Origin of the sequence: Ralstonia sp. 24A2 (assembly GCF_051783885.1) — a bacterium.
Classification (GTDB): domain Bacteria; phylum Pseudomonadota; class Gammaproteobacteria; order Burkholderiales; family Burkholderiaceae; genus Ralstonia.
The window spans coordinates 427429-452198 of the sequence record NZ_JBPVZD010000001.1 but is presented as its reverse complement, the minus strand read 5'-3'; the positions used below and the strand labels follow the sequence as shown (position 1 = coordinate 452198).

At 62.6% G+C, this 24770-nt stretch carries 24 protein-coding genes and 1 pseudogene; 5 read left to right on the top strand and 20 right to left on the bottom strand.

The annotated features are described in order from the left end of the window. Nucleotides 1–40: 40 nt before the first annotated feature. Nucleotides 41–2329 (bottom strand): ATP-dependent Clp protease ATP-binding subunit ClpA, encoded by a 2289-nt coding sequence (gene clpA / locus ACS13N_RS02090; RefSeq protein ID WP_438930132.1) that lies wholly within the window; start codon nucleotides 2327–2329, stop codon nucleotides 41–43. Continuing rightward, nucleotides 2326–2652: an ATP-dependent Clp protease adapter ClpS gene (gene clpS / locus ACS13N_RS02085; RefSeq protein WP_003261876.1), complete on the bottom strand. Its 327-nt coding sequence runs from the start codon at nucleotides 2650–2652 to the stop codon at nucleotides 2326–2328. The genes clpA and clpS overlap by 4 nt, the downstream gene beginning before the upstream one ends. A gap of 574 nt (nucleotides 2653–3226) precedes the next feature. Here clpS and ACS13N_RS02080 point away from each other — a divergent pair. From ACS13N_RS02080 to ACS13N_RS02070, 3 genes are all read left to right on the top strand, one after another. After that, a complete protein-coding gene (locus tag ACS13N_RS02080; protein WP_004631953.1) occupies nucleotides 3227–3430 on the top strand; it encodes a cold-shock protein in 204 nt (67 codons plus the stop codon). Between the two features lie 202 nt (nucleotides 3431–3632). Beyond that, nucleotides 3633–4094 (top strand): DUF2501 domain-containing protein, encoded by a 462-nt coding sequence (locus ACS13N_RS02075; protein WP_438930131.1) that lies wholly within the window; start codon nucleotides 3633–3635, stop codon nucleotides 4092–4094. 81 nt (nucleotides 4095–4175) lie between these two features. Then, nucleotides 4176–4796: a DUF4126 domain-containing protein gene (locus ACS13N_RS02070; protein WP_438930130.1), complete on the top strand. Its 621-nt coding sequence runs from the start codon at nucleotides 4176–4178 to the stop codon at nucleotides 4794–4796. Between the two features lie 4 nt (nucleotides 4797–4800). On the opposite strand, the gene ACS13N_RS02065 is transcribed toward ACS13N_RS02070, so the two are convergent. The 7 genes from ACS13N_RS02065 to ACS13N_RS02035 form a co-directional block, all read right to left on the bottom strand. Beyond that, nucleotides 4801–5088 (bottom strand): cyd operon YbgE family protein, encoded by a 288-nt coding sequence (locus ACS13N_RS02065; protein ID WP_438930129.1) that lies wholly within the window; start codon nucleotides 5086–5088, stop codon nucleotides 4801–4803. Then, nucleotides 5085–5210, bottom strand: coding sequence for a cytochrome bd-I oxidase subunit CydX (gene cydX, locus ACS13N_RS02060; RefSeq protein WP_438930128.1), 126 nt, complete (start codon nucleotides 5208–5210; stop codon nucleotides 5085–5087). Before cydX ends, ACS13N_RS02065 begins: the two co-directional genes overlap by 4 nt. Nucleotides 5211–5236: 26 nt before the next feature. Next, nucleotides 5237–6379, bottom strand: coding sequence for a cytochrome d ubiquinol oxidase subunit II (gene cydB / locus ACS13N_RS02055; protein WP_438930127.1), 1143 nt, complete (start codon nucleotides 6377–6379; stop codon nucleotides 5237–5239). A gap of 10 nt (nucleotides 6380–6389) precedes the next feature. Beyond that, complete coding sequence (locus ACS13N_RS02050; RefSeq protein WP_438930126.1) at nucleotides 6390–7946, bottom strand: cytochrome ubiquinol oxidase subunit I; 1557 nt, start codon at nucleotides 7944–7946, stop codon at nucleotides 6390–6392. Beyond that, nucleotides 7943–8119 carry a cytochrome oxidase putative small subunit CydP gene (gene cydP / locus ACS13N_RS02045; protein ID WP_438930125.1) on the bottom strand — a complete coding sequence of 59 codons (177 nt, stop codon included), beginning with the start codon at nucleotides 8117–8119 and terminating at the stop codon, nucleotides 7943–7945. The genes ACS13N_RS02050 and cydP overlap by 4 nt, the downstream gene beginning before the upstream one ends. A 240-nt stretch (nucleotides 8120–8359) precedes the next feature. Continuing rightward, the gene (locus ACS13N_RS02040; RefSeq protein WP_438930124.1) at nucleotides 8360–11077 is read right to left on the bottom strand and encodes an ATP-binding protein; all 2718 of its coding nucleotides are present in this window, start codon (nucleotides 11075–11077) and stop codon (nucleotides 8360–8362) included. Beyond that, the gene (locus ACS13N_RS02035; protein WP_438930123.1) at nucleotides 11074–11871 is read right to left on the bottom strand and encodes a response regulator; all 798 of its coding nucleotides are present in this window, start codon (nucleotides 11869–11871) and stop codon (nucleotides 11074–11076) included. The genes ACS13N_RS02040 and ACS13N_RS02035 overlap by 4 nt, the downstream gene beginning before the upstream one ends. Before the next feature lie 334 nt (nucleotides 11872–12205). On the opposite strand from ACS13N_RS02035, the gene ACS13N_RS02030 reads away from it, so the two are divergent. After that, on the top strand, nucleotides 12206–12880 hold the full coding sequence (locus tag ACS13N_RS02030) for a DsbA family protein (protein ID WP_438930122.1): 675 nt from the start codon (nucleotides 12206–12208) through the stop codon (nucleotides 12878–12880). A gap of 27 nt (nucleotides 12881–12907) precedes the next feature. On the opposite strand, the gene ACS13N_RS02025 is transcribed toward ACS13N_RS02030, so the two are convergent. The 4 genes from ACS13N_RS02025 to ACS13N_RS02010 all read right to left on the bottom strand — a co-directional run bounded on the left by ACS13N_RS02025 (nucleotide 12908) and on the right by ACS13N_RS02010 (nucleotide 17941). Beyond that, nucleotides 12908–13726 (bottom strand): HvfC/BufC family peptide modification chaperone, encoded by an 819-nt coding sequence (locus ACS13N_RS02025; protein ID WP_438930121.1) that lies wholly within the window; start codon nucleotides 13724–13726, stop codon nucleotides 12908–12910. Between the two features lie 25 nt (nucleotides 13727–13751). Next, nucleotides 13752–14753 carry an MNIO family bufferin maturase gene (gene bufB / locus ACS13N_RS02020; protein ID WP_438930120.1) on the bottom strand — a complete coding sequence of 334 codons (1002 nt, stop codon included), beginning with the start codon at nucleotides 14751–14753 and terminating at the stop codon, nucleotides 13752–13754. 90 nt (nucleotides 14754–14843) lie between these two features. After that, nucleotides 14844–16922, bottom strand: a complete 2079-nt coding sequence (locus ACS13N_RS02015) for a ferritin-like domain-containing protein (RefSeq protein WP_438930119.1) — start codon at nucleotides 16920–16922, stop codon at nucleotides 14844–14846. A gap of 737 nt (nucleotides 16923–17659) precedes the next feature. Further along, nucleotides 17660–17941, bottom strand: a complete 282-nt coding sequence (locus ACS13N_RS02010) for a DUF4236 domain-containing protein (protein ID WP_438930118.1) — start codon at nucleotides 17939–17941, stop codon at nucleotides 17660–17662. Nucleotides 17942–18131: 190 nt separating this feature from the next. On the opposite strand from ACS13N_RS02010, the gene ACS13N_RS02005 reads away from it, so the two are divergent. Next, entirely contained in the window at nucleotides 18132–18842 is a 711-nt protein-coding gene (locus ACS13N_RS02005; protein WP_438930117.1) for a hypothetical protein, read from the top strand. Nucleotides 18843–18975: 133 nt separating this feature from the next. Here ACS13N_RS02005 and ACS13N_RS02000 read toward each other — a convergent pair whose 3' ends face one another. The 7 genes and pseudogenes from ACS13N_RS02000 to ACS13N_RS01970 form a co-directional block, all read right to left on the bottom strand. Next, on the bottom strand, nucleotides 18976–19230 hold the full coding sequence (locus tag ACS13N_RS02000; RefSeq protein ID WP_438930116.1) for a hypothetical protein: 255 nt from the start codon (nucleotides 19228–19230) through the stop codon (nucleotides 18976–18978). A 269-nt stretch (nucleotides 19231–19499) separates the two neighbouring features. Then, nucleotides 19500–20030: pseudogene (locus ACS13N_RS01995) on the bottom strand (BRO-N domain-containing protein). A 56-nt stretch (nucleotides 20031–20086) separates the two neighbouring features. After that, nucleotides 20087–22882, bottom strand: coding sequence for a hypothetical protein (locus ACS13N_RS01990; protein ID WP_438930115.1), 2796 nt, complete (start codon nucleotides 22880–22882; stop codon nucleotides 20087–20089). Nucleotides 22883–23101: 219 nt separating this feature from the next. Then, nucleotides 23102–23539 (bottom strand): hypothetical protein, encoded by a 438-nt coding sequence (locus tag ACS13N_RS01985; RefSeq protein ID WP_438930114.1) that lies wholly within the window; start codon nucleotides 23537–23539, stop codon nucleotides 23102–23104. Nucleotides 23540–23780: 241 nt separating this feature from the next. Continuing rightward, nucleotides 23781–24032 (bottom strand): hypothetical protein, encoded by a 252-nt coding sequence (locus tag ACS13N_RS01980; protein WP_438930113.1) that lies wholly within the window; start codon nucleotides 24030–24032, stop codon nucleotides 23781–23783. Nucleotides 24033–24078: 46 nt separating this feature from the next. Then, nucleotides 24079–24261 carry a hypothetical protein gene (locus ACS13N_RS01975; protein WP_438930112.1) on the bottom strand — a complete coding sequence of 61 codons (183 nt, stop codon included), beginning with the start codon at nucleotides 24259–24261 and terminating at the stop codon, nucleotides 24079–24081. Between the two features lie 7 nt (nucleotides 24262–24268). Beyond that, the gene (locus tag ACS13N_RS01970) at nucleotides 24269–24766 is read right to left on the bottom strand and encodes a hypothetical protein (protein ID WP_438930111.1); all 498 of its coding nucleotides are present in this window, start codon (nucleotides 24764–24766) and stop codon (nucleotides 24269–24271) included. Between the last annotated feature and the right edge of the window lie 4 nt (nucleotides 24767–24770).

The following is a 24770-nucleotide window of genomic DNA, read 5'->3' as shown; positions in this document are numbered from 1 at the left end:
GATTTCCGGGCCGTTTTGTTTTGGAGCGATCGACTGAACGTCAGGCTTCCGCTTCTTCCTGCGCGGGTGCCGGCGGCGCCTCGTTCTCGGAGAACTCCAGCTTCACCGCATCGGCATCGTCCAGGTCCACAACCACCTTGCCGCCGTTGGTCAGCTTGCCGAACAGCAACTCGTCGGCCAGCGCCTTGCGGATCATGTCCTGGATCAGGCGCTGCATCGGGCGCGCGCCCATCAGCGGGTCGAAGCCCTTCTTCGCCAGGAAGCGACGCAGGCGCTCGGTAAAGATGGCATCCACCTTCTTCTCGTGCAGTTGCTCTTCCAGCTGCATGAGGAACTTGTCGACCACGCGCATGATGATTTCCTCATCCAGCGAGCGGAAGCTGATGGTCGCATCCAGGCGGTTGCGGAACTCCGGCGTGAACATGCGCTTGATGTCGGCCATCTCGTCGCCCTGCTCGCGCGTCGTGGTGAAGCCGATGGTCGCCTTGTTCATCGTCTCGGCGCCCGCGTTGGTCGTCATGACGATGATCACGTTGCGGAAATCCGCCTTGCGGCCGTTGTTGTCGGTCAGCGCGCCATGGTCCATCACCTGCAGCAGGATGTTGAAGATGTCCGGGTGCGCCTTCTCGATTTCGTCCAGCAACAGCACGCAGTGCGGCTTCTTGGTCACGGCTTCCGTCAGCAGACCGCCCTGGTCGAAGCCCACGTAGCCCGGAGGCGCACCGATCAGCCGGCTCACCGCATGGCGCTCCATGTACTCCGACATGTCGAAGCGGATCAGCTCGATGCCCAGGATGAACGCGAGCTGCTTGGCGACTTCCGTCTTGCCCACACCGGTCGGGCCACTGAACAGGAATGAGCCGATCGGCTTGTCCGTCTTGCCCAGCCCCGCACGCGACATCTTGATGGCCGAAGCCAGCGCATCGATGGCCGGGTCTTGACCGAACACGACCGACTTCAGATCGCGCTCCAGCGTCTGCAGCTTGCTGCGATCGTCCTGCGACACGCTTTGCGGCGGGACGCGGGCGATACGCGAGACGATGTCTTCGATCTCGCTCTTGCCAATCGTCTTCTTCTGCTTCGACTTCGGCAGAATGCGTTGCGCGGCACCCGCTTCGTCGATCACGTCGATCGCCTTGTCCGGCAGATGGCGGTCGGTGATGAAGCGTGCCGACAGCTCAGCCGCAGCGGTCAGCGCCGACGATGCGTACTTCACGCCGTGGTGCTCCTCAAAGCGCGACTTCAGCCCGCGCAGGATCTGCACGGTCTGGTCGACAGTCGGTTCCACCACGTCGATCTTCTGGAAGCGCCGCGACAGCGCTGCGTCCTTCTCGAAGATGCCGCGATATTCCGTGAACGTGGTCGCGCCGATGCACTTGAGCGCACCCGACGACAGCGCCGGCTTGAGCAGGTTGCTCGCGTCCAGCGTGCCGCCCGACGCGGCGCCCGCACCGATCAGCGTGTGGATCTCGTCGATGAACAGGATCGCGTTCGGGTTGTCCTTGAGCGACTTCAGCACGCCCTTCAGGCGTTGTTCGAAGTCCCCACGGTACTTGGTACCGGCCAGCAGCGCGCCCATGTCGAGCGAGTAGACAACGGACTTCGACAGAATGTCCGGCACCTCGCCCTTGGTGATGCGCCATGCCAAACCTTCCGCAATGGCGGTCTTGCCGACACCAGCCTCGCCCACCAGCAGCGGGTTGTTCTTGCGGCGGCGGCACAGCACCTGCACCACGCGCTCGACTTCCTGCTCGCGGCCGATCAGCGGATCGATCTTGCCGGCCTTGGCCAGACCATTCAGGTTCTGAGTGAATTGCTCCAGCGGGCTTTCCTTGCCGTCGCCGCCTTCACCTTCGGGGTTGGCGTCACCGTGCTTGGCCGGTTCTGCCTGATCCTTGCGGATGCCGTGGCTGATGAAGTTGACGACGTCCAGCCGGGTCACGCCCTGTTGCTGGAGGTAGTACACCGCGTGGGAATCCTTCTCGCCGAAGATGGCGACCAGCACATTGGCACCCGTCACCTCTTTCTTGCCGTTGGAGGTGGATTGCACGTGCATGATGGCGCGCTGGATCACACGCTGGAAACCTAGCGTGGGCTGCGTGTCCACCTCGTCCGTGCCGGGCACCACCGGGGTGTTGTCGGCGATGAAGTTCTTCAGATGCGTTCGGAGGTCTTCGATATTGGCGGCGCAGGCACGCAGCACCTCCGCGGCCGTCGGGTTGTCCAGCAGCGCAAGCAGCAGATGCTCCACCGTAATGAATTCGTGGCGAGCCTGGCGGGCTTCGACAAACGCCATGTGCAGGCTGACTTCCAGTTCTTGCGCGATCATGCTTCCTCCATCACACACTGCAGCGGGTGGCCCGCCTGCCGTGCATGGGTTGACACCAATTCCACCTTCGTCGCGGCGATATCCCGGGTGTAGATACCGCACACGCCCTTACCTTCCCGATGCACAGTCAGCATGATCTGTGTGGCCGTCTCCCGGTCTTTGCTGAAATATTGCTGAAGGATCATCACGACGAATTCCATCGGGGTGTAGTCGTCGTTGAGCAGCAGCACCTTGTACATCGCGGGCGGTTTGAGCGCTTGCTCTTTCCGCTCGAGGACGGTGCCTGCATCGTGTTGTGGAGTGGTCGCTTGCCGGATTGCCATGGTCTTATTCTAACCACTCCTTTCGACTTCGCAATTTAGGGAAATAACGCCGATTTCAAGCCCTGCAAATGGTTTGGCCTGAATTGCGTTCGCCTGTCGGCACTCTGGGCGAGGGCGCTCCGCCGGCCAGCCGAGGGCTGGAAACGGGAGACGCGCCAAGCTTGAATGCTGAGCGTTTCCGGCACGTGGGGACGATTTGCGGAATTTCGAGCAAAACCTCTTCAAAAACTGACCGATTTTCGCCACAAACCCACCTTTGGTAGCCTTGACAGTCAGTTACTTTCCTCGAACAATCGAATTCAACATGTGCGTCTTACTGCCCCAAAAACACTTGGCAGCAAGCCTCATGAATGGTGAGCCCGGGAGGCCTCACACCAGTCGACAACAGATCGACAACCGCATCAGGCTGTGGCGTTTGCCACAAGAAGACCGATCGCTGGCGGCGCGGTTCCACCCGCGCCTTTCGTCGTACCTCAAGCACGACGATCCGGCGATGACTGCGCGGTACCGCTCTGGACTGCCCCGACAGGCATACCCTCCCGGCTTGGACTTGTGTTTTCTCGGAGGGGTTTTCATGGCACTCGGTACGGTCAAATGGTTTAACGACGCCAAGGGTTTCGGCTTCATCTCGCCTGACGAAGGCGGCGAAGAGCTGTTTGCGCATTTCTCGGCCATTCAGATGGCTGGCTTCAAGACGCTCAAGGAAAATCAGCGCGTCTCGTTCGAAGTGACGCAGGGCCCGAAGGGCAAGCAGGCCACCAACATCCAGGCTGCCTGATTGGCGTCATCCGGTACCCGGCCCCTGGCAAGGGTACTGAAATGCAAAAAACCCGGCGACCTGCCGGGTTTTTTGTTGCCCTGGCGGTGGAAAATGGCGGCAACACCGCACTTGCGCAACCCGCCATTTCGGCTGGCCGTGCGCTACGGTAGTGGTGCCCCCCCCCCCCGTTTGTCCGCCTCATCCCCTCAAGGAGCCCCGTATGACTTGCCACCTGATCCGCACCACTGCTGCCCTCGCCCTGGTTGCCGCGTTGCTGCCCGCCACCGCCCAAGCCCAGATCGGCGATCTCATCAAGGGCGCGACACAGAGCAACAGCCAGGGCGCATCCGGAGGCCTGGGCAGTCTTGGCAATCTCGGTGGATCGGGCGGTCTGCCCTCGCTGGGCTCGCTCACCTCCGGCAGCACCGGCAACGTGGCCGGCGTGCTGGAGTTCTGCCTCAAGAACAACTACCTGGGTGGCGCATCGGATGCGGCTTCGGTCAAAGACAAGCTGCTCGGCAAACTGGGAGGCGCCCCGGCCTCTGACACTGGATACAGCAATGGCACGAAGGGCCTGCTCACCGGCTCCAGCGGCAGCACGTTCGACTTGAGCAGCGTGAAGGAGCAGATCACGAAGCAGGCCTGCGACAAGATCCTGTCGCAGGGCAAGTCGTTGCTGTAAGTCAGCCGGGCAGGCGCGCGGGCACTACACTGCCACTATCGGCAAGCGCCCGTCTGCCTGCCCGAACGCGCAAGGAGCCCCATGCTGGAAACTGCCGCGCTGGCCGCAGGCCTGTCCTGGACCAGCGGATTCCGCCTCTACCTGGCCGTGTTTGCCGCCGGTGTACTGGGCCGCACAGGCTGGCTGCACCTGCCGCCGGGGCTGCAGATGCTCGAATCGTGGTGGGTGATCGGGCTGGCCGGTGTGCTGGCCGTGGCTGAGTTCCTAGCCGACAAGATTCCGGGGTTCGATTCCGTCTGGGACAGCATCCAGACCTTCATCCGCATTCCTGCCGGGGCCATCCTGGCGGCAGCCGCTTTTGGGCAACTCGATCCGCAATGGATGGTGGCGGCGGGGTTGATTGGCGGCACCTTGGCTGGAACGGCGCACGCCACCAAAGCCGGCACGCGTGCGCTGATCAACGCTTCTCCCGAGCCGTTTTCGAACTGGGTGGCGTCGTTCAGTGAGGACATCACGGCGACTGGCGGGCTGTTGATGTCGTTCTTCCTGCCAGTCGCATTCTTGGTGGTGCTGGCGATCTTGCTGCTGGTGGCTGTCTGGCTGCTGCCGAAGCTATGGCGTGGTGTGCGGCGCCTGCGTGATGTGCTGCGCGGGCGCACATCGGAGCCGCCTGCTGCCGGCCCCACCCGCCTGCCGCGCTGACGCTTCACCCCAAGAAGCGCAGCAACCCAAACAGCGCCAGGGCCAGCGCGCAGGACCACCCTGAAAACAACACGCGCCACACCCGGTGGCGCGGAATGAACCCCACACCACGCACCAACCCCGCACTCATCGCCCAGAACAGCAGCATGGCGAGGGTGTGGTCCGCATGGCCAGCGCCATTGGCGACGATGTACGGGTACACCGTGCCGACCGCCATGACGATCAGTCCGGCAGCTAGGCTGGCTGCGTGGATGCGCGGCTTATGGGCGTCGCTCACTTCGGCCGTGCTCACACGCGGTCCTCGTCAGTGGCGGCACCAGCGGCGCGTGCGTCGCTCACCTCACCCCACATCGCATTGAGCACAGCCAGCAGCACGGCAAAGCCGACGCCCAGGACCCAAGTGAAGTACCACATGTCATGTCCTCCGGTGGCTAGCAGGGTTAGTAGAGCGAGTGCTCGTTGGCCCGGATATGTTCGACCGTTACCTTGCCGCGCATCACGCGGTAACACCAGCTCGTATAGACGAGGATGATCGGCGTGAAGATGATCGCTGCCCAGAACATCAGGCCCAGCGTGAAGTGGCTGGAGACGCTGTCCCACACCGTCAGGCTGGCGGCTGGCATGCTGGACGATGGCAGTACGAACGGAAACATCGATGCGCCCGCCGTGGTGATGATGCCCGCCAAGCCCAGCGCGGACAGCACGAAGGCCATCAAGGTACGCCCTGCCCGCACCAGCACCGTCGCCAGCAGCGGCCCAATCACGCCGAGCAAGGGCAACAGCCAGAGCAACGGCTGCACTTGGTAGTTGTGCCACCACGCATCGGCGGCGCGCGCCACCGTCTTGGCCATCGGGTTGGACACGCCAGCCGGGTCGATGGCTGAGGTGACGGCATAGCCTTCGATGCCACCCCAGCGCAGCCATGCACCCGCCGCGACGAAGGCAATCACGGCGACAATCGCGGCGCCGGTTGCGGCCTTCGTCGCACGTTGCTGGATCGCCCCTTCGGTACGGTGCGCGAGATAGATGCCGCCGTGCATGGTGATCATCGCGCTCGACACCACGCCGGTCAGGATGGCGAACGGGTTCAGCAATTGCCAGAAGGTGCCGGTGTACGTCACCACCATGAAGGTGTCGAAGTGGAACGGCACACCCTGCAGCAGATTGCCGAACGCCACACCAAAGATGAGCGGCGGCACCGCGCCCCCGATGAAGAGCCCCACGTCCCACGCTTTGCGCCACGTGGCGTTGTGGATCTTGCTGCGGTAATCAAACCCGACCGGGCGGAAGAACAGCGCCCACAGCACCGCGAGCATCGCCCAGTAGAACCCGCTGAACGCCGTGGCATACACCAGCGGCCACGCGGCAAAGATCGCGCCGCCGCCGGTGATGAACCAGACCTGGTTGCCGTCCCAGTGCGGGGCGATGGTGTTGATGGCGACACGGCGCTCGTCGTCGGTCTTGCCGACAAACGGCAGCAACGTGCCAACGCCCATGTCGTGCCCGTCCATGATGGCGAAGCCGATCAGCAGCACGCCGATCAGCAGCCACCAGATGACCTTGAGGGTGGGATAGTCAAACATGGTGGCCTCCTCAAGCGTGGGCGGCTTCGAAATCGTAGCGACCGGTGCCGAGGCTGCCGGGGCCCTGCCGTGCGAACTTGATCATCAGGTACATCTCGACAATCAACAGCAGCGTGTAGAAGCCGATAAAGCCTGCCAGCGAGCCGTACAGGCTGGCCTCGCTCAGCGTCGACACGCTCAGGTGCGTGGGCAGTACGCCGTAGATCGTCCACGGCTGGCGACCGTACTCGGCGACCACCCAGCCAAGCTCAGCGGCAAGCCACGGCGCGGGCAGCATCCACAGTGCCCACCGCAGCAGCCAAGCCGGCGCCTTGCGCTGTGGCCGCAGCGTGCTCCAGAACGACAGGCCGAACAGCGCCAGCATCAGGAAGCCCAATCCGACCATGGCACGGAAACCCCAGAACATCGGCCACACGCGCGGCACGGTGTCGTCGACCGCCTTGTCGATGATCTCGGGCGTGGCTTGGCGTACGTCGGTCACATACTTCTTGAGCAGCAAGCCGAAGCCCAGGTCTTGCTGATGGATCTGCAGCGTTTGGTGGGCAGCGGCATCGTCCGGGTTCTTGCGCAGCGTTTCCAGTGCGGCCACGGCTTCGATGCCGCTCACAATACGACCGCGGTTGCGCACCTTGATCTCGTGAATACCCGGAATCTGCTTCGACACGGAGCGCGTGCCGATCAAGCCCATCACATAGGGAATCTCGACCGCCCAGTCGTTCTTCTGCTCGCGCTGGTTGATCGACGCAATCACGTTGAAGCTGGCCGGTGCGGGCTCGGTCTCCCACATGGCTTCGATGGCGGCCATCTTGGTTTCCTGCGCTTCGCCCACCGTGTAACCGGATTCATCGCCCAGCACGATCACAGAGAGCACGCTGGCCAAGCCAAACGCCGCCGCCACACGAAAGCTGCGTCGCGCGAATTCCACATCGCGCCCGCGCAGCAGGTACCAGCTTGAGATCGACAGCACGAACATCGCGCCTGTCACGTAACCGGCTGACACCGTGTGCACAAACTTGGCCTGCGCCACCGGGTTGAAGACGACGGCCCAGAAGTCCGACATCTCCATGCGCATGGTCTGCCAGTTGAAATCCGCACCCACCGGGTTCTGCATCCAGCCATTGGCGATCAGGATCCACAGCGCGGAAAGGTTGGTGCCGATCGCCATGAGCGTCGTCACCAGCAAATGCTGCGTCTTGGTGAGGCGATCCCACCCGAAGAAGAACAGGCCGATGAAGGTGGATTCCAGGAAGAACGCCATCAGCCCTTCAATGGCCAGCGGCGCCCCGAAGATGTCGCCCACGTAGTGCGAGTAGTACGCCCAGTTGGTGCCGAACTGGAATTCCAGCGTGATACCGGTGGTCACCCCCAGGGCGAAGTTGATGCCGAACAACTTGCCCCAGAAGCGCGTCATGTCTTTCCAGATGACCTTGTTGGTCATCACGTAGACGCTCTCCATGATGACCAGCAGCCAGACCATGCCCAGCGTGAGCGGCACGAACAGGAAGTGGTACAACGCCGTCGCCGCAAACTGCAGCCTGGATAGATCGACCAAGTGCTCGGATATCACGGATGCCCTCCCTGCGCGGGTGTTGTCACGCCAAACCGGTCGGCGGCCCGCTCGGCATCGACCGGCACCTGGTGATCCCGCACGAAGACCCACCACAGCACGGCCAGCACCGCCACCTTGATGGTGACGGCAACAAACAGATGGCGCGCAAGGCGGCGATCGTTGGGGCTCACAGGGTCGGGCGCTCCAGGGGCGGGCCAGTGCCATCGGCGAAGCTTCCTGCCGATGGTACAGAAAGTCACATGGGAGCCAGTCTAGTCACCGTTGCGGTGACTGACAAACGTTTCCCGACCGCATTTGTGAGGTATTGCCCACCCGCAGCCGCGTCACGACGGTGTGCGACGCGTGCTGCACCGCGCCAGCACGGACGCACCGCTAGCCAATGGGGCTTTATCTGACCCGCGAGCCTGACGCTAACTGCAGAGCCGCTGCAATCCGGCAAGGTCGCCACGGGTTGCCAGCTGGTGCACCTGGGTGGCAAACGCCTCGCACTGCGGATGCTCGGCGCGCAGCGCATCGGCCCAGTCGATCAGGTCGGAGATGGCGCCGAGGTCGATCAACGCCAGTGCAACGGCGCGTGCCTGCGGCGGCGGTCCGACCAGCGGAGCGGCCTCCGAGGTGTCCGTCACCGGTGGATGACGCCGCAGCCCCAGCAGCTGCGCCAGCGTCTCCTGCAACTCGGCCAGGTTGATCGGCTTGAGCAGCGCCGCATCAAATTCGGGCGCGGCGGGGTCGTCGCCAGCCGTCGTGGTTTGAAGAATTGCCGACAGCACCACCACGGGAACCCCCGGGAGGTGTGCTCGGGCGGCACGCAGCACAGCAAGGCCGTCGGCGCCGGGCATCAGATAGTCGGTCAGTACCAGGTCGGGGTGTGCACCGCCCGGCTGCGTCATCCGCTCGATGAGCGACGCGCCATCGGGCGCGGTTTCAACAGCAAAGCCGAGACTGGACAATTCATCGGCAAGCAGGCGACGGATGTCGGCGGTGTCCTCCGCAACCCAGATGCACAGGCCTGTGCCGTCGATGCTGGGTACCGCTGCACCGATGGCCGCGACATGGTGGCGCGATACCGCGTCCTCGGCGGCAACCATCGCCGTCACGTCCAGACGCATCGACGTACCAACGCCCGGGGTGCTGTCGACCGTCAGCGACCCGCCCATGCGCTCGGTCCATTGCCGGACGATGGCCAGCCCAAGCCCAGTCCCCGGCTGCGTGCGTGCCGTGTCCAGCCGCTGGAACGGTTCGAAGATGCGTTGCTGATCTGCGGGCGCGATGCCGAGCCCGGTGTCCTTGACGATGAACGTCAGCCGCACCGGCTGCGCGATCTCGACCTCACCCGCACAGTCGATCAGAAGTTCGATTCGGCCATCGGTGGTGTACTTGGTTGCGTTGTCCAGCAGATTGCCGAGCACCCGCCGCAGGCCCTTGGCATCCAGCTCCAGCACGGGCGGCAACGGACGCTCGATACGGAAGCTGAACTGATTGCCACGGCGTCGCGCCAACTCGGCACCTTCCTGCACAACGGCATCGAGCAGGGCATGCACGTAGACCGGCGTGCTGTGCAATGCATCGGGCTCACCACCGCGTGCGTAGTCGATCAGGTCGTTCACCATGGCGAGCATGTGCCGCGCACTGCGGCCGATGATCCGGCCCCGCTCGGCATTCTCATGACCGGCGGCCTGTACCAGCTCGGCAAAGCCGATAATCGACGTCAACGGTGTCCGCAGATCGTGGCTGATGCGGGCGAGGAAATCGGTCTTGGCGCGGTTCGCTTCGTCAGCATCGATGAGCGCGGTGCGCAACTCCTGCGTGCGTTCGACCACCGCACGCTCCAGCTTGTGTTGCTCCTGGCTCTTGGCATCCAGCAGCGCCTGCTGCATCGCTGCATGCGATGCGGATGTCTCACGCGAGCGCCGGACAACCAGTGCACCCATCATCAACAGGGTCGCCAGTTCCGCCAGCCAGGACAGCTTCAAGCCCGCATGCCAACCACGGCTCAGGATGCCGTGAATCTCCAGCAACCCGATCACCTGCACCAGCCAGACCATGCCAAACGAGAGCATGAACAGCCTGGCATTGGGCAAACCGCGACGCCAGGCATCGGCCATGGAGATCACCCACAGCACGTTGAACGATGCGACGACAACGTTCGAATAGATGGCCCCAGCGCGGTAGTCCCCCAGTGCCGTCCATACGCCCCCGACCAGCAAGAGCATGACGACGATGCGGTAGAGCCACTTCCACGCAGCAATACGACCCAAGCCGACAAAGGTCACGGTGGTGGCCGCATAGAACACGGTGGTCAGCACGCCCAGTGTTGAAGGGGCGCGCAGGACCCACTCGCCGCCCGCCTGCAAGACGTAGCGGTACAGGTAGCCCTGGATGGCCATGTTGTAGAGCACCGCCAGGCAGATCCACCCGAACAGGCCCAGGAAGGCGCGGTCGCGCCAGGACCATCCCTGGATCAGCGCGTACAGGGCCAGCAGCAACGCCGGGCCAACCAGAAACGCCTGCAGCATCAGGTCATGACCTTCCTGCTGCCGGAACGCAGCCGGCTTCCACAGCCGGGGGTCGAGGTCGACCGCCGATCGGCTGTAGATGCGCAAGACAAACGTCACCCGCTCGCCCGGCGCCAGGGTGATGGGAAACACTGGAATCGTTGCTGCAACGGCGCGCGTGCTCAGCGGCAAGCGGTTACCCGCAAGAATGGACTCTCGTGCCGCATCTTCACCGGGCGGGAGCCGGAAGTAGTCCACCGACTCCAGCCGCGCGGGGCCGACCGCCAGCCAGCGCGTGACGTGCTCGGCGCCGCTGTTGTAGAGCGTGCCCTGAAGCCAGAATCGGGAAGCGCTATAGCCCGGCGTCAGCGTTGTCCCGGAAATGGGCTTCCAACTGGCGCTGGCGAGCGCGTCCTTGAGATCGAGCTGCCCGGCCTTGTCTTCCAGCACGGACAGGGTCGGCAGCAACGCAAGCGATGGAGCATCCGTGTGCGCGCCACGCCCGACATCAACCGGCTCCGCCCACGCAGCCCGACCGACCAGCCCCATCAACAGGCTGAGCACAAAGGCGACGCAAACCACCCAGCGCAAGCGCCGTCCCGACGATCTGATGGCGAGCGCGGGAGCGCTCACACCCGGTCTCCGGAGCGCTGCCGGAAGTGGCTGGGCGGCAGACCAAAGCGCTCACGAAATGCGGTGGAGAAATTGGCCGTGGTGCTGTAGCCCAGCTCCCGCGCAATCGTCTGCACGTCAAGCGCAGTTTCGGACAACATGCGCCGAGCCTCCTTCATGCGCTCCTCGCGCAGGAAATCGAACACGGTCACGCCCACGCATTGCTTGAACGCCGCATTCAGCCGCCGCGCATTGGTGCCGACTGCGGCAGCAAGCTCCACCAAGCTGGGTGTTTCGGCAAGCCTTTCGAGCAACAGCTTGCGCGTCGCCCGGTACAGAACGGCGTCCAGCGTGCTGGAATGCGCACTCACCGCATCATCCGCCTGCGGCGTGCCACTTGGCGCAGCAACGGGCTTCAGGTGAATGCACAGGCGCAGGCGCACTTCCTCGAAGTCGAACGGTTTGGTCACGTAGTCCACCGCGCCGGCCGAGAGCCCCGCCACACGCTCCTCCGGCAACGCGGCGGAGGTCAGGAAAATCAACGGAATCGCCCGCGTGACCGGGTTGGCCTTGAGCAGCCGGCAAGCGGTCATGCCATCGCAGACGGGCATGCGGATGTCCATCAGGATCAAGTCCGGCACCACGCTCTGAGCCTTCTGCACGCCGTCCTGCCCGTCCTGGGCGATATAGACGCGGCAACCCCTGCGCTGCAGAAAGTCCACCAGCAGCATGCGACTCTCGTCGACATCGTCAACGATCAGGATGCGTTGACCGCGCAACGGATCCGAAGACAGGGGTACAGGGGTGTCGGGCATGGGCGCGATTAAAGCATGCCCACGACTGAAAATGGGGCGCCCCTCTCCGCCTCTCGGCAGCAAAAATTGCGGTACTGCGCCCCTCAAGTTCCTGTACCGATTGCCGCCCGAACAAAATTCTTCCTGTCAGCAAAACAAATGCGCATTGGCGCAAAACCCCCAGCCCCTCGCACCGCAACGCGCGAGATAAGTTGGTTGTATGCGTTGCGCTCGCAGTCTGCCCCTCCCCCGGCAAGCCAACGCGAGCAGACCTGACAGGAGACCAGCGTTGCTTGAAGCGCTAGCGGACTTGGCACAGCCCCCCATTGACATGAACCATCCAGCCGACGGCGGAATGAGGCATCGACTCACCATCGAAGTCTTCTTCGACCTGATTTGCCCGTGGAGCTGGGTCGGCATCCGCCAACTGGCCACAGCCATGCGCGAGTTCCAGAGGCGGTACCCCGCCGTCGAGATCAAGATCCACTGGCGCTCACGCCCGCTGTTGCCGGAAGTACCGCTAGGCGGCACGACATATCAGCCGTTCTATCTGGCCCAGTCTGGCAGCCCCACTGCTGTGGCCTTGCGGCGCTCACAAGTGCAGCACGCGGGGCAAGCCGTGGGGATCGCGTTCGATTTCAAGCGCATCCGCATCCTGCCGAACACCGCAATCGCGCACGGCCTGATCGAGCACATAGCCAGGCAAACCAGTCCACAGCAAACCATTGGATTGGTCGAGCGGTTGTTCAAGGCGTTCTTCTCTGACGGCGAGAACATCGGCGACCCGCACGTGCTGGAGCGGCTGGGTCTGGAGCAAGGTGTGGGACGACCGATGCTGCTTGCCTGTCTGAATGACGTGCGCAGTCACCTCCCCCCTCCTGCCCCGGAACGGCCACGGCGCGGCCGCCCGATAAAGGAAGACGTACTGAGCACGCCCCACTTTGTCTTCAATGGCGTTGCCGCCGTGTCCGGTGCGAGGTCCACGGATGCGCTGCTGATGAGCATGCTGCGCTCCATCGACGAAGCGTGAGTAGCGCGGCGGACGGGTGGCGAACGCCTAGCTAGGCGGGAAATCCGCCGCGCTGGCGAGCAGCCCCAGCGACTGCGCCACCGGCGACCAGAGCATCCACTCGGCCAGGGCCTGGGCCGGCGTCATGCCGGTCTGTGCAATCGCACCTAGGGCCGCCGCGAGGGGATGTCCATCACGCAGTGCGCTGAGCGCTGCGTATTGCCAATCGCTCAGGGCATGCATCGATACCCGGTAGCGCACGCGGCTGACCGCCACATGGCAAGGCGCGATCCCGGGGCAGGCCGGCACCGCATCGCCAGCTTCCATGGCCTGCCAGAATGGAATCAGGTCGAGCCTGAGCGCGAGCAGCCTCACGCAGGGCGGAACCGCCCAGGTCATTGCGGGGTCCGGCGCAAGCCCCAGCAGATGGGCGGAGGGTGGTTTCACCGTGCTCGCCTGCTCCATCCCGCGTGCGCGCAAGACCTCGGTACGCGCCCGTTCCAGGCTCGCAAGCTCGATCGGCAGCAGCGCGACGCCGTCATCGGGATCGGTGCCCGCAGGTAGGTGTCGCGCCAGGAAATCGGGAAAGCCGTTGCCCAGATCGTAGAGCGTGGTCGATCCGGATGGATTTTCCCAGAGGCAAGCACGGGCGAAGAAGCCGAACACGTCGCGCCCCATGAGGCGTTCGAGCATGGGGTAGTCGGCGGACAGGCAGTCGTACAGGCGCTGCAGGTAGCCGTCGGCATAGACCCCCAACCGCCGCTGCGGGCTCGCCACGCCGCCCGCACGAATCAGGTCGTCGGCCGTGAAGCCGAAACGATGCCGCGCCAGCGTCAGACCGTGGTCCGCACCGCCGGGCGCAGTCATTACGGTCATCAGCCAGCGTTGAACATCATGGAGCGGGTGTGATGGCATCGCATTCCCTCACCTGGAAATCCAGCGGCGTCGAATACACGGTCGTCATGCCTGCCGTGGCGCCGGCTTGCCCGCTCACCACGTCATGCATCGGCGCACCGGCCGGCGACGGCATCTCGCCGCGGAGCGCGACGCGGGCCTTGTCCAACTCGGCCAGCAAGACCGGATAGTCGGGAATGTCAGCATCCCATTCGAGCAAGGTGGAGACCGCGCCGCGCGGCATCGGCGCATCGTCGGGCACCGTCGCCCCACACAGTTGCTGCGCCAGCACATAGAGCTGCCACACACGCGGCGGCACCGCGCGGTCGTGCGTATCGACCAGCAGGTCGCCGCAGTCGGTCGGGCCGGCCAGATGCAGCTGCACGATGTGCTCGGGCGGCAACCTGCGCAAATATGCCTCCGGATCAAAGCCATGGTTGTGGCCAGACACGTAGACGTTGTTGACGTCGAGCAGCAGGCCGCAGCCGGTTTCGCGCGCCAGCCGCGCCAGGAAATCGCACTCGGTCATGGTGGCGCCAGCGAACTCGAGGTAGCTGCTGGGGTTCTCAAGCACCAGCGGACGCTGCAGGAAATCCTGGACGGCTTCCACGCGCTGCCGCACGTGCCGATAGCTGGCTTCGGTCAAGGGCAGCGGCAGCAGATCATGCGAATTCACGCCGGCCACGCCCGTCCAGCACAGATGATCGGACACCCAGGCGGGTTGGATGTCATCGGCCAGTTGCTTGAGCCTGGCGAGGTAGTCGCGGTTCAGCGGATCGGTGCTGCCGATCGACAGCGACACGCCGTGCATCACGACCGGCACCTCGGCGCGAATGCGCTCCAGTGCATGGCGCGCGTAGCCGTGGTGGTCGATGAAGTTCTCGCTGATGATCTCGAACCAGTCGACGCCGGGGCCGTGGCGCAGGATATGCGGAAGGTGCGTGGTCCGCAGGCCAACACCAAAGCCGAGATTGGGCAAACCCAGTCGCTGAACACGCATAGGAAGAGGAAGACGGGTGTTCGGGTGAAATCGAACTGAGCCAACGCAGCGCCCCGCCCAACCCGGGCAGGGACGCATGCACGACAACGCTCAGGTCGACGGCGGCAGCGCGATACGCAGGTCGGTCGGCTTCGGCGGATCGCCAACTGGCTTGCCGCGGTGGGCCATGACCTCCTTGTAGGCCTGCCATGCCTTGTCGTAGACGGAGTCCCCCAGCGCGAAGGTCATTTCACCGATCTTCTGCTTGGTATGCTGCGGCCCGACAAAGTCATACAAGAGCATGGTGCCGCCCTCCGGATAGAGCTGCGACGCGGAGATCGGTACCGCGCAGCCACCCAAGCTGCCGCAACGATTGTCACTGGGCGCGCTGTACGGCCCCGGTGCCGGGGTCGGGCCGCCGCACAGATTCTGGTCAACGGCATGGCTGCGGCTCTTGCGGCCATGCACCCTGAAAGGCGCCGGCCCAGTGCCCTGCCCGGCCGTGGCTGTGTTGGCAGCACTGCTGCTATGCCCACAGGAACCACCTCCGGTGTCGAGCTGGGCGAAGCCACAGCCGCCTTGCGCCTTGCAGCCATTGGAGCCGCGGCAGCTGTGGTAGATCTCGATGGCAGCACAACTGGCCTGGTCGCCACCGTTCAGATCAAGCGCCTGACAGGCGTGGTAGAGCCGCTGATCATCCGGCTTGCCAATGCCCAAGCCGAGGTCCGGCGCCCGCCCGAAGACAGCCCAGCACAACGAGACACGATCGCCCGAACCGACCATCGACGGATACGGGAAGGTGGTCGAGGCGACTTTCCAGTACACGTCGAGTACGGTCGTGATGCCCGCAATGGCACCGACGGCCACCTTGCTGAGGGTGGCGTATTCCGTCGCGCCCTGCTGCTTGAGCCGGTTCAGCGCATCGGCAATCGCCTGCGGGGCCGGAATCGATTGCGAATCGTTGGCCGGGTTGTAGTCCGGGCTGGTCAGCATCTTTGCCGTCCACGTGTTCTTGGGATCGGCGTGCCACTTCTCCCAGGTCATGATGTGCGGCAGCTCGTGGCGCAACGCCTCGAAGCGCTCCAAGTGGGTCTCGGCCGCATAGTGGTACCTGGCCTCGGCGTCGGCTGACGGCGCATCCTGGCCACTCGCGGTGTACGAGGGATAGTCGACCTCGAGGGACTGCCGGTCTTCACGGTATTTTTCCTTGACGGCGTTCAGCGACAGCGGAGCAGGCTGCGTGGGGCCAAGCTGATAGCGCAGCAGCGAACGGCCCAGCGGGACCTGGCTGCCTTCGCCCTGATCGGTGATGGCCGACATGAAGGTGATGACCTTGTTGAATGCCTTCACCGGATCCGCCAGGTCTTCCTTGTTCAGGACGGTCTCAAAGCGTGGGTATTCGCGCCGCGGATGCCCCTGGACCGTGGTGTTGAACATGTCCTGCTGGACGCAGTTCGGGTCGAACAGCTTCTGCCAAAGCGTCTGGCCATCGGTGTATTCGATCCGCAGGTACTGCGCGTAGCACTCATACATGTGGCCGATGGAGCCAAACATCGGCAGATCCGTCTCGCCCTTGCTGGGGTTCCAACCGTTGAACGGCACCGTCGGGAAGTAGTCCCGGCGCTTGTCCGGCTGCAGAACGTCCATCGCATCCTTCTCGGTCTGCTCGATGGCACAGAAGAGGTCAAGCGTGTTCTTGTTGAGCGCGCCCAGATTGACCTTGGTGTCGTGATAGCGCGTCGTGTCCAGCAGATTGAGCACGTGCGGAATCTTCGTTTGTTCCGGGCCGTAGCAAGACCAGCCGTGGTCGGGCTGCTGAAGTGCGGGACTGGTGAACGACGGCGTGCCGCCAATCGCCGTGCAGATGTTGGCCGCCATCTGCAGATGCAGCATCTCCTGGATGAACACGCTGAACACCAGATTGAACGCCTTGTCTTCGCGCGTAGCCGGCCGGGCCGTCGGGGCCATGCCCGGCCAGCGGCGCCCCTGGTAGTAGCTGATGTCCTGCGCGTTGATCTCGTGGGTGCCGAACACCGAATACAGACCGGTCATGTACAGCGGGATCGTGAACAGTTCCACATTGATCGCCGCTTGCGCTAGCGCCCGCACCGCAGAGGTGTCTGTGGCCAGATCGTCCAAGCTCCGCTCGCGATAAAGCAGGAGATTGCTGCTCGCCTCTCGAATGTTCATGCGTTGTCTCCGTTGAAAATTCATGCAGGGAATGGGCCGGACACGCCACCATGCAGCCACATCAGGAGATGGCGAGGTCCGGACACCGAGCGACTGCACGGCACACCACGCGCGCTTGCCCTTCATCGCGATAGCGCGCGCTTCGGAGAGAGGGGATCGTTTTTATGTGCCGCGTGACATCGGAAGTACCGGCGGTCTGGAAGTACAGCCTAGGAGGCCACCCACCCGGTCGCAATGCGACGGCGGAGGGGGATCAGATGGAGAGAAAGGATGGAGGGGATGCGTCCACGCAGTCCGATCCGTGCGGTTCCACGGGGGCGCCGATAGCGTTTAGACCGTCGCCTAGGCGCCATGTCTAATCATCATTGTGTAGGTGACACCCGCCCGTAAGAAAACGGCTGAAAGGCTGCCCACGATCGTGGCTGGTCAGCATCGACACCCAGCTCGGTTCGATTGTGGTTCGGTGACTGCCCTGCTCGGAGGAAGCTGCGGTCACTACACTCAACGCAATCGCTTTCACTGATAGTGCGCACAACAAAAAACCCCGGTCAGCCGAAGCTGCCGGGGTTTTTTCACATCACGGCCGAAGCCGCGAGGCGTGTTCGATCATTCTGTGTAAATCGCCAGCAAAGCCTTATGCATCAATGGTGGCTTGTTGTCAGCCCTCAAAAAACCCTCCGATTTACACTCACTAGCGCGCGGCTGGCCTTCGTTGCAGCACCCAGCCGATGCGCCGCCTACCCGAAGTAGAGCCAGCACATCGCAAGCGCCAACACTATCAACACCAGCATCCATGGCCAGCCTGAACGCCTAGGCACATCCTGGTCGCGCAGGTTAGACATGCGCTGAGAGTACGACAGACCAGTGCCGGGAACACCTACAGTGCCGCGAGGGCCGCTTCGACCGCCAATATTCAGGGTCGCCCCTTTCCCGCCGACGGACAGCGATATGCCCGATTTGCTGATGTTCAGATGCACACCTGGGGCGATCTTGATGCGGCGTTGAAATCGGAATGGCATAGCATGCGTTCTCCCTTTTCCAGGCGATTCTACTTCCGAGTCCTGTACCGGCGCCTGATCAGCGAGCGACGCCGGTATCAGAGCGTCGGTGACAAATAGATGGGGCACCGAGTGCATAAGCTACGTATTAGGCACACCTAATACGCAATGCCGTAGAGTCCATGGCTGCGCCATCTACCCGCGTCATGCCATGACACCACGTTCCGCCGGCACATTCTTCGCCAGGCTGATCCCGTCCATCATTTCTGACCTTCGTCGCATTGCGAGCCGCTCACGCGGCGAAACCACGGTCGAAGATCTCCAAACTGAGGCGTGGCTCGTAGCGGAGGAGTTAAGCCGAGACCGTGATCCTCCGCCAGATGCGGGCGACAGGGGCTTCCAGCAGCAAATACTCGGTCGGCTCTACAACCGCTTTGTCAACTTCGCAGACAAACACCTGCGCTTCGCTACGCGTATCGACGAGCAGAGAGAGGATGATGATGGTGGGACGCGCGAGAACTCTATCGCGGCAGCCTTGGCAGCCCCACCGGAGTACGAACCATCTCGGGCAATCGAGAAGCAAGAAGACGAACACAGGCAAGAGCGGCAGATCTTGGGACATTTCGCCGAAGCCGTTGCGTACCTTCGCATCTTCGCATCCATGGGAAACGATCGATGCGCCGTCGCGGATCACCTGGCGATTGGGGCCGCCACCCTGCGCAGGAGAATCGAGCATGCGGAGTGGACAGTGAAAACCCAACCGTCACTGTTCGATGGCGTCACGGCCATACCGGACGACTTCATGCCCCCACGCAGGAATCGCCTCGCGTTGGTTACCACTCGCACCGCGAGTCGGTTGCCGCTCCCTCTCGCGCAGTTCCGGCTATTTGTCCGGGCCTACATCCCCATACGCCGAATCTGATCGCGCCCAAGTGGTAACCACCACTGGTAACTTGTTCTTACTGGACACGCTAACGCGGTCGCGGGGTCGCCGGTACCCGCGGTGCCCGAAGCGCCGAAGGACCCGGGCGCGGCTGGGAGGCTGACCAACCCCGTCAATTCAACAGGGATTGCGCTTTCTCGGGCGCGCCGCCGCCCGACACGAGCGCAGCACGTGCGACGCTCCTTGCGTGCCCTATGGCTTCTGCGGTGACTGCATCCGTCAGATCGCACCGGATGTATAGCGTTTCCCTGCCTCGATCAAGCGTGCGCCGCAGACCGACAGGCTGAATCTGGCGGCCGCACGGCTTGGCGAACGCAATGGCGAGGTAGGCCTTGGTCGTGCCCAGATTGAGGAATTCGCTCGGCACGAACATCGTGCCAGCAACGGACAGAATCCCGCGCGCGGCCAACCAAGGCCATCAGCCCAATCGGTCGTGCCGGAATTGCGCTTTCTGACGCCTGGATGACCGAAACAAAAACGCTCACGGCACCTCGGTCACCGCCGGATTCCATAGAATCTGGCATCTGCTATGGCCGTGGCGCGAGTACGGCATAGCCTCGGCCCATTGCTCGCCGGCCTCGGTCAACTCCCATTCGTCGCGTTCGTTGCGAAACGGCAGGCCGCGCTTGGCGAGCCTCAGATTGGTTGCCTTGCCCGACAAGCCAAACAATTTGCCAAGTTGCGCCGCATTGAGCGCGCAGACCGGCGCGTGGTCTCGACGGCAATGCTGGTGTTCTCGTGGACGCAGCAGAGCAGCGCCGCCATCGCGATACCCAGCTTGACGCCAGGAACCTTGGCAATCGCCTCGCCAATCAACAGGATCGACGACATACGGTCCTGGGTCGGCGCCGGCAGCGCGGCTATGGTGTTCGGCATCGCGTATGCGCCAGTCTTGCTGATGGCTGGCAGCACCTCGTGCGTGACCCACCGCTTGAACCGCTTGGATTCCTCCTTGGTGCTGCCGAGAATCAAAGAGTACAAACCCGACTCGTTGATGTGGTTCGCAAGTTGCGTGCGGCCCAGGCTGTCGATGACCTCCAGTTTCTGGAGGTCATCATTATCGACGTGGGTCGCCAGTGCTCAGTGCGGGTTGACATAGCCCAGCGCAGTGCAGACGGCATTGGCCGGGAACCACGGATCGCCGTGGTCGTCGGAGACGACGCGCACGTCATGACTTTCGAACTTGAACGGAATGATGTTGCTCACGGTTTCTCCAGGACGAATCAGCCCAATGCTTGACGGATGCGCGCGGGGTTGCGCGAAATCACGTTAATGATCTGTTGCTCGCCGGCGGCCGTCTCAAGGTGCTGGCCTAGCAGAGACGAATCTGGAACGTTCACGAGTTTCACGTTCAGTCCACCGCCTCCGCCAGCCACCATACCGCCCTGCGCGTAGCGGTGCACTGTCGGCGTGGTCGCGCGGGCAATGCCGGGCGTGCCATTGATTGCATGCAGAAGCGCCAACATTCCCGGCTTCGCGACCGCCCCAGCATTCACGACGAACTCGCCATCGGAAAGCATTGCCGGAATGCTGTCGCTAGTGGATGTGCCAGGCCCGCGGATATGACCTCCGGTAGCCGCTGCAATAGCAAGTGCACTCGCACCACCTAGGCTTGCCAGCAAGCCACCGCCGCTGCTGGCTGCACTGCCAGCCTCAAGCAACGCTGCAGCAGCTGTGAGCTGTGCTGCAGCCGCGGCCAACCCGGTCCCGGCGGCAGTCAACGTTGTCCCAGCCGTAGTGAGCGCAACGCCGCTGGCCGCGCCACCTGCAGAGCCCGCAGCATCACCGCCTCCGCTCGCCCCGCCGAACAGGTTTCCAATGGCATTGAGTACACCACCCGCACCACCTGCACCCCCAGAATCCCCCGCAAGCCATTTCACAAACTGCTTTGCAATGAATTCCGATTCCATCTTGGCAATCGACTGCACAAAGACGAGCGCCATGTTCCGAAAGGCATCCCCAGCGTTCTTTGCGTGCGTCACAATATCGAACAGCATCGTCGAGACGCCGTTCTGGAAAGCGTTCTCGGCCGTTTGTTTGAGAGCGGCCATGTGCTGTCCCGCCTCATCGGTCGCCGTCTTGATCTCATCGATCTTGAGGCGGAATTGCTCAGCTTGAGCAATGATCGTCGGGTCCTTCGTTTTCTCAGCGAGAACCTGTAGTTTCTGTGCAGTGGCCTCCAACATCGGTAGGCGCGCACGCTCCAGATCGATAATCTGCTGTTCGGCTTGGATTGGGAACAGAACACCAGCGCGCACCTGATCTTGGATCGCCTTGATCTTGGTGGTGAGGCTGGTCAGGGTTGCATCAGCCTCATGCTTGGTCTGGTCGTAATTGATCTTCGCCAGCCCTTCGTCTTCGTGTTTCTGGAGAGCGGCATCGATTTCCGGCTGAGGGGCGCCGCTCTTCTTAAGATCAAGAGCGAGCTTTTCCATTTCCAACTGGAGCTGTAGCTTCGCAGCTTCAGTCTTCTTTCCTTCCAGTGTGAGCAACTTTGCCTGCGCTGAAAGTTGCTCTTCGTGCAATTTTCGCTGTTCCTGCAGCTCCTGGGCCTTGAGGCTATTGAGCTGCGTCTGGCGCTCGATTTCCTTAGTCTGAATCTCACCGTCGAGCTTCACCAATTCGGCCTGATTACGCAGTGCATGCGATCCGTCATCACCAAGCGGCGCAGGCGCTGATGCAACGGCAGCACGGCGACGCCTCAAAATCGAGATCTCCTCATCAACCCGCGCGTTGAGCATATTGGCGCGGTCAGCGAAGTACTGTGCGAGTGCGATCTTTCCTTGTTCATAGGCATTCTTCTCCGCCTCCTCTTTGAGTTTGGCCTGAGCTTCGAAGATATGGAGTTCGGTATCGAGCATCGCATTGATGAGGGCTAGGCGAGCTTGCCCGACAGCGCTGATGTCCTTTTGGACATTCGTAGCGTTTTCATCTTCCGCCCCTTTCCCGGGCTTTGCTTTGCGGTCAAAAACGGGCTGATGCACCGCCTCATTCAGGCTCTTCAGGGCTTCCGCCGTGCGCGCATACGATGCCTCCGGTGTCGCCGGCATATTTCGAATATAGGCAAAGTCACCCTTAAACAGGTGTGACCAAGCATCGGCGAAGGTGGACAGGCGCGCCGACACGTTGCCGAGCGTTTCGCCAATCGCACTACCGATCACCTGCATCGCCTTACTGACGACATTGACTGACCAGCCAACGACCTCGCCAAGCATCTTGAAGCCGCTCGCACCCTTGTTCGTGTCGCGCACGATGCCATTCATGGCGTCTTGCACACCTGGCATAAGGCCGGCCATGAATTGAGTTGCCAGGCCCTTGCTGGTCTCCCCCATCTCCTTCATCTGGCGCTTGACGGCCCCCATTGCGACGATGGTGTCGCGATCGAGGTACAAACCCATCTCCTTGAGCTTGTTCAACAGCGTCTCGAAGCCTTCATGAGCAACCTTGTCGAGCGCGGCCTGCATGCCTTGCGCACCCTTCCCGAATAGCTGCACCTGCAATGCCGCGCGCTGGGCAGGATCCTGAATACCGGCGAGCTTCTTCGTAACGGTTTCGAGTTTTTCATCCATGCTCATTTTGGCGAACTCGGACGACTTGATCCCCATCTCAGCAAGCGCAACAGCGGCCTTCTTGGACCCAAGCTCAGCCTGCCCGGCCGTGATAGCGAATTTCTGGAGGCCCTTGGTGAGAGCTTCCTGCGCGGCAGCGGATGGCCCGGCCGCTTTCATGTAGACCTGAATGGCGTCGGTCGACAGCCCCGTTTGCTTAGCCAGCTTGCCCATGGCGAGAGCGTTTTCCTGCACCTCGTTGGTGAGCGCCTTGAACTTGGCGACGATCGCGCCAATGGTGAAGGCAGCCGCGAGCGACGCGGCGTACTTTTTGACGAAGCCGGTTAGCTTGTCGAAGGCGGCCGATCCTGCGTCGCCGGTCTTCATCGCCTCGTCGCGGATAGCCTTCGTCGCGGCGATGATCTCGGAGACCCCCTCGGCGCTAAATCGTGTCTTGACTTCATCGGTCATCGTTCACCTTCACATTCGAATCGCCGCGCTGGATCTGCGGCAGTTGGGGCGGCTTTCCGTCGCCCTTCATGTGTGACGCCAGGGGTACCAGGCCAACTCAGCGAATTCATGGTCGCGGCGTACCGGCTCGCGTAGTAGATGCATATAGCGCAGCAAACCCACGCGCAACGGCCACCACAGCACGACCCTGACGCGGGTCGTACTCGGCATTCACACGAATCAGGTCGTCCCAATCCACGAGGTGCATGCATCCCCCATTCCAGGGAGATCCGATTTCGGGGAAGTCTCTGAAGAGGAAAGCCCCGTGATGAAAAAATAGAAGAGAACACCGCCAGCCAACTCGCGAAGGTCGCTCTTGGCCTTCTCGTCGGTGACACCGCCAAAGAACAGCGCATTCGCTTTCACCATCTCGATGGTCCATTCGGAGTCTTGCTTGTCAGCCGGAATCAGCAAGCCTGCGAGCAATTCCAGTGCCGATCCGCTCTGCCACACTGTTTCAGCTACCCGGTTACCGAAATGCTGTTCGCTCTCGCCTTCGGCAAGCCGAAGACTTGGCAATCCAGCTTCGCGCACACGCTGCATGAGCCAGGTGCTGTGCGCCAATGTCCCATTCTTGATCGGCCGAAATTCGCGCCCTTGAATGATGATCGTCTGCATCTCAACTTCCTATGTGGTTGAAAAAACCGGGCTGCCCCGCCCCAAGCAGACCAGCCGATAAGCGGAGGCAAGCGCCTCCGGAGGGGGAACGTTGAGCCAGTTGCAGCAAGTGGTACCGCGGCTCGGTCGGATGATTCAATGGCTCGTCGATGCACATGCATTGACAAACCCGACGATCTTTTCGATCTGGTTTGGTCTCGATTGACTGACAGCGGCGCATGCCATTTACCAGGCAATACCGCTATTGACCGGAGCGCCGGGCCTTTGTGCTGGCCTTGGCCGTTCGGCTGAGCGTATCGAACACGGATGCCGCCTCGCCGAGCGCATCACATTCCGTTCCCAATAGCTCAATCTGGTCCAGGATTGCAGCGGCGTTGACGCCGGTGAGCGAACGGCCGCCGGTGATGTATGACTGGTCGGGGGCGAAAGCCACATTCGCCGCGATCCACACGTCGAGCTGTGTCTGTGCCTGCAGTGGGGTGATACTGGTCATGTCAAAGGACGCGGACCGCCTGAATGCGGCGATTCTGTGCGCCCCCTCACTCGACCATCAATGAAAGTTTCCCTTTCGGTCCTGTCGACATGCTGGGATTGCGCACTCTGGGGACACGCCGACCAGCGCTGAACGGCTGGCCCGCTTCGAGCATCTCGTGAAGCTTGCCAAGGTCACGATAGAGCGCAGGGTTCACAACCGCCTCCAGGCCAAACAGCATGCCGAGCACACACATCTCAGGGGCAGGGTTTCGACGGCATGGGACAGTCCACCATCTCCCCAAACGCTTCACGCACCAAATCGTCGATCACACCGACATCATCCGCCGACAAATGGGGAATCCGGCTCTTGGCCTCGCTCGCAACGGCCGGCATCCACGTCTTTAACTTGCTCGCGAGCTTCGACCGCACCGCATTCACGTCCACCACGTCGATAACGTTGCCCTCGGCCTCGTCCGCCTCGACCTTGCCGACGCACGCCAAGTCTTGCTCCCGCATCGCACGGCTGTCCATATCGCTGCTGGCATCAGTCACTTCAGCCGGCCACATAAACACCAGCGAACCATGCGAAGCCTGCGAAGGAACCTTCGCAGTGTCGCCAAGGCCGGTGTTCGGCTTGCTGGCGCCTGTGTTTTTCGCCGAGGAGATGTCTGTGGCGACTCGGCCGAGTTTCCCGTCAAACCCTTTAGATATGCGGCAGTCCGCCCGTGCGGGCTGTACGGCTCGCCGGCTCACGCCG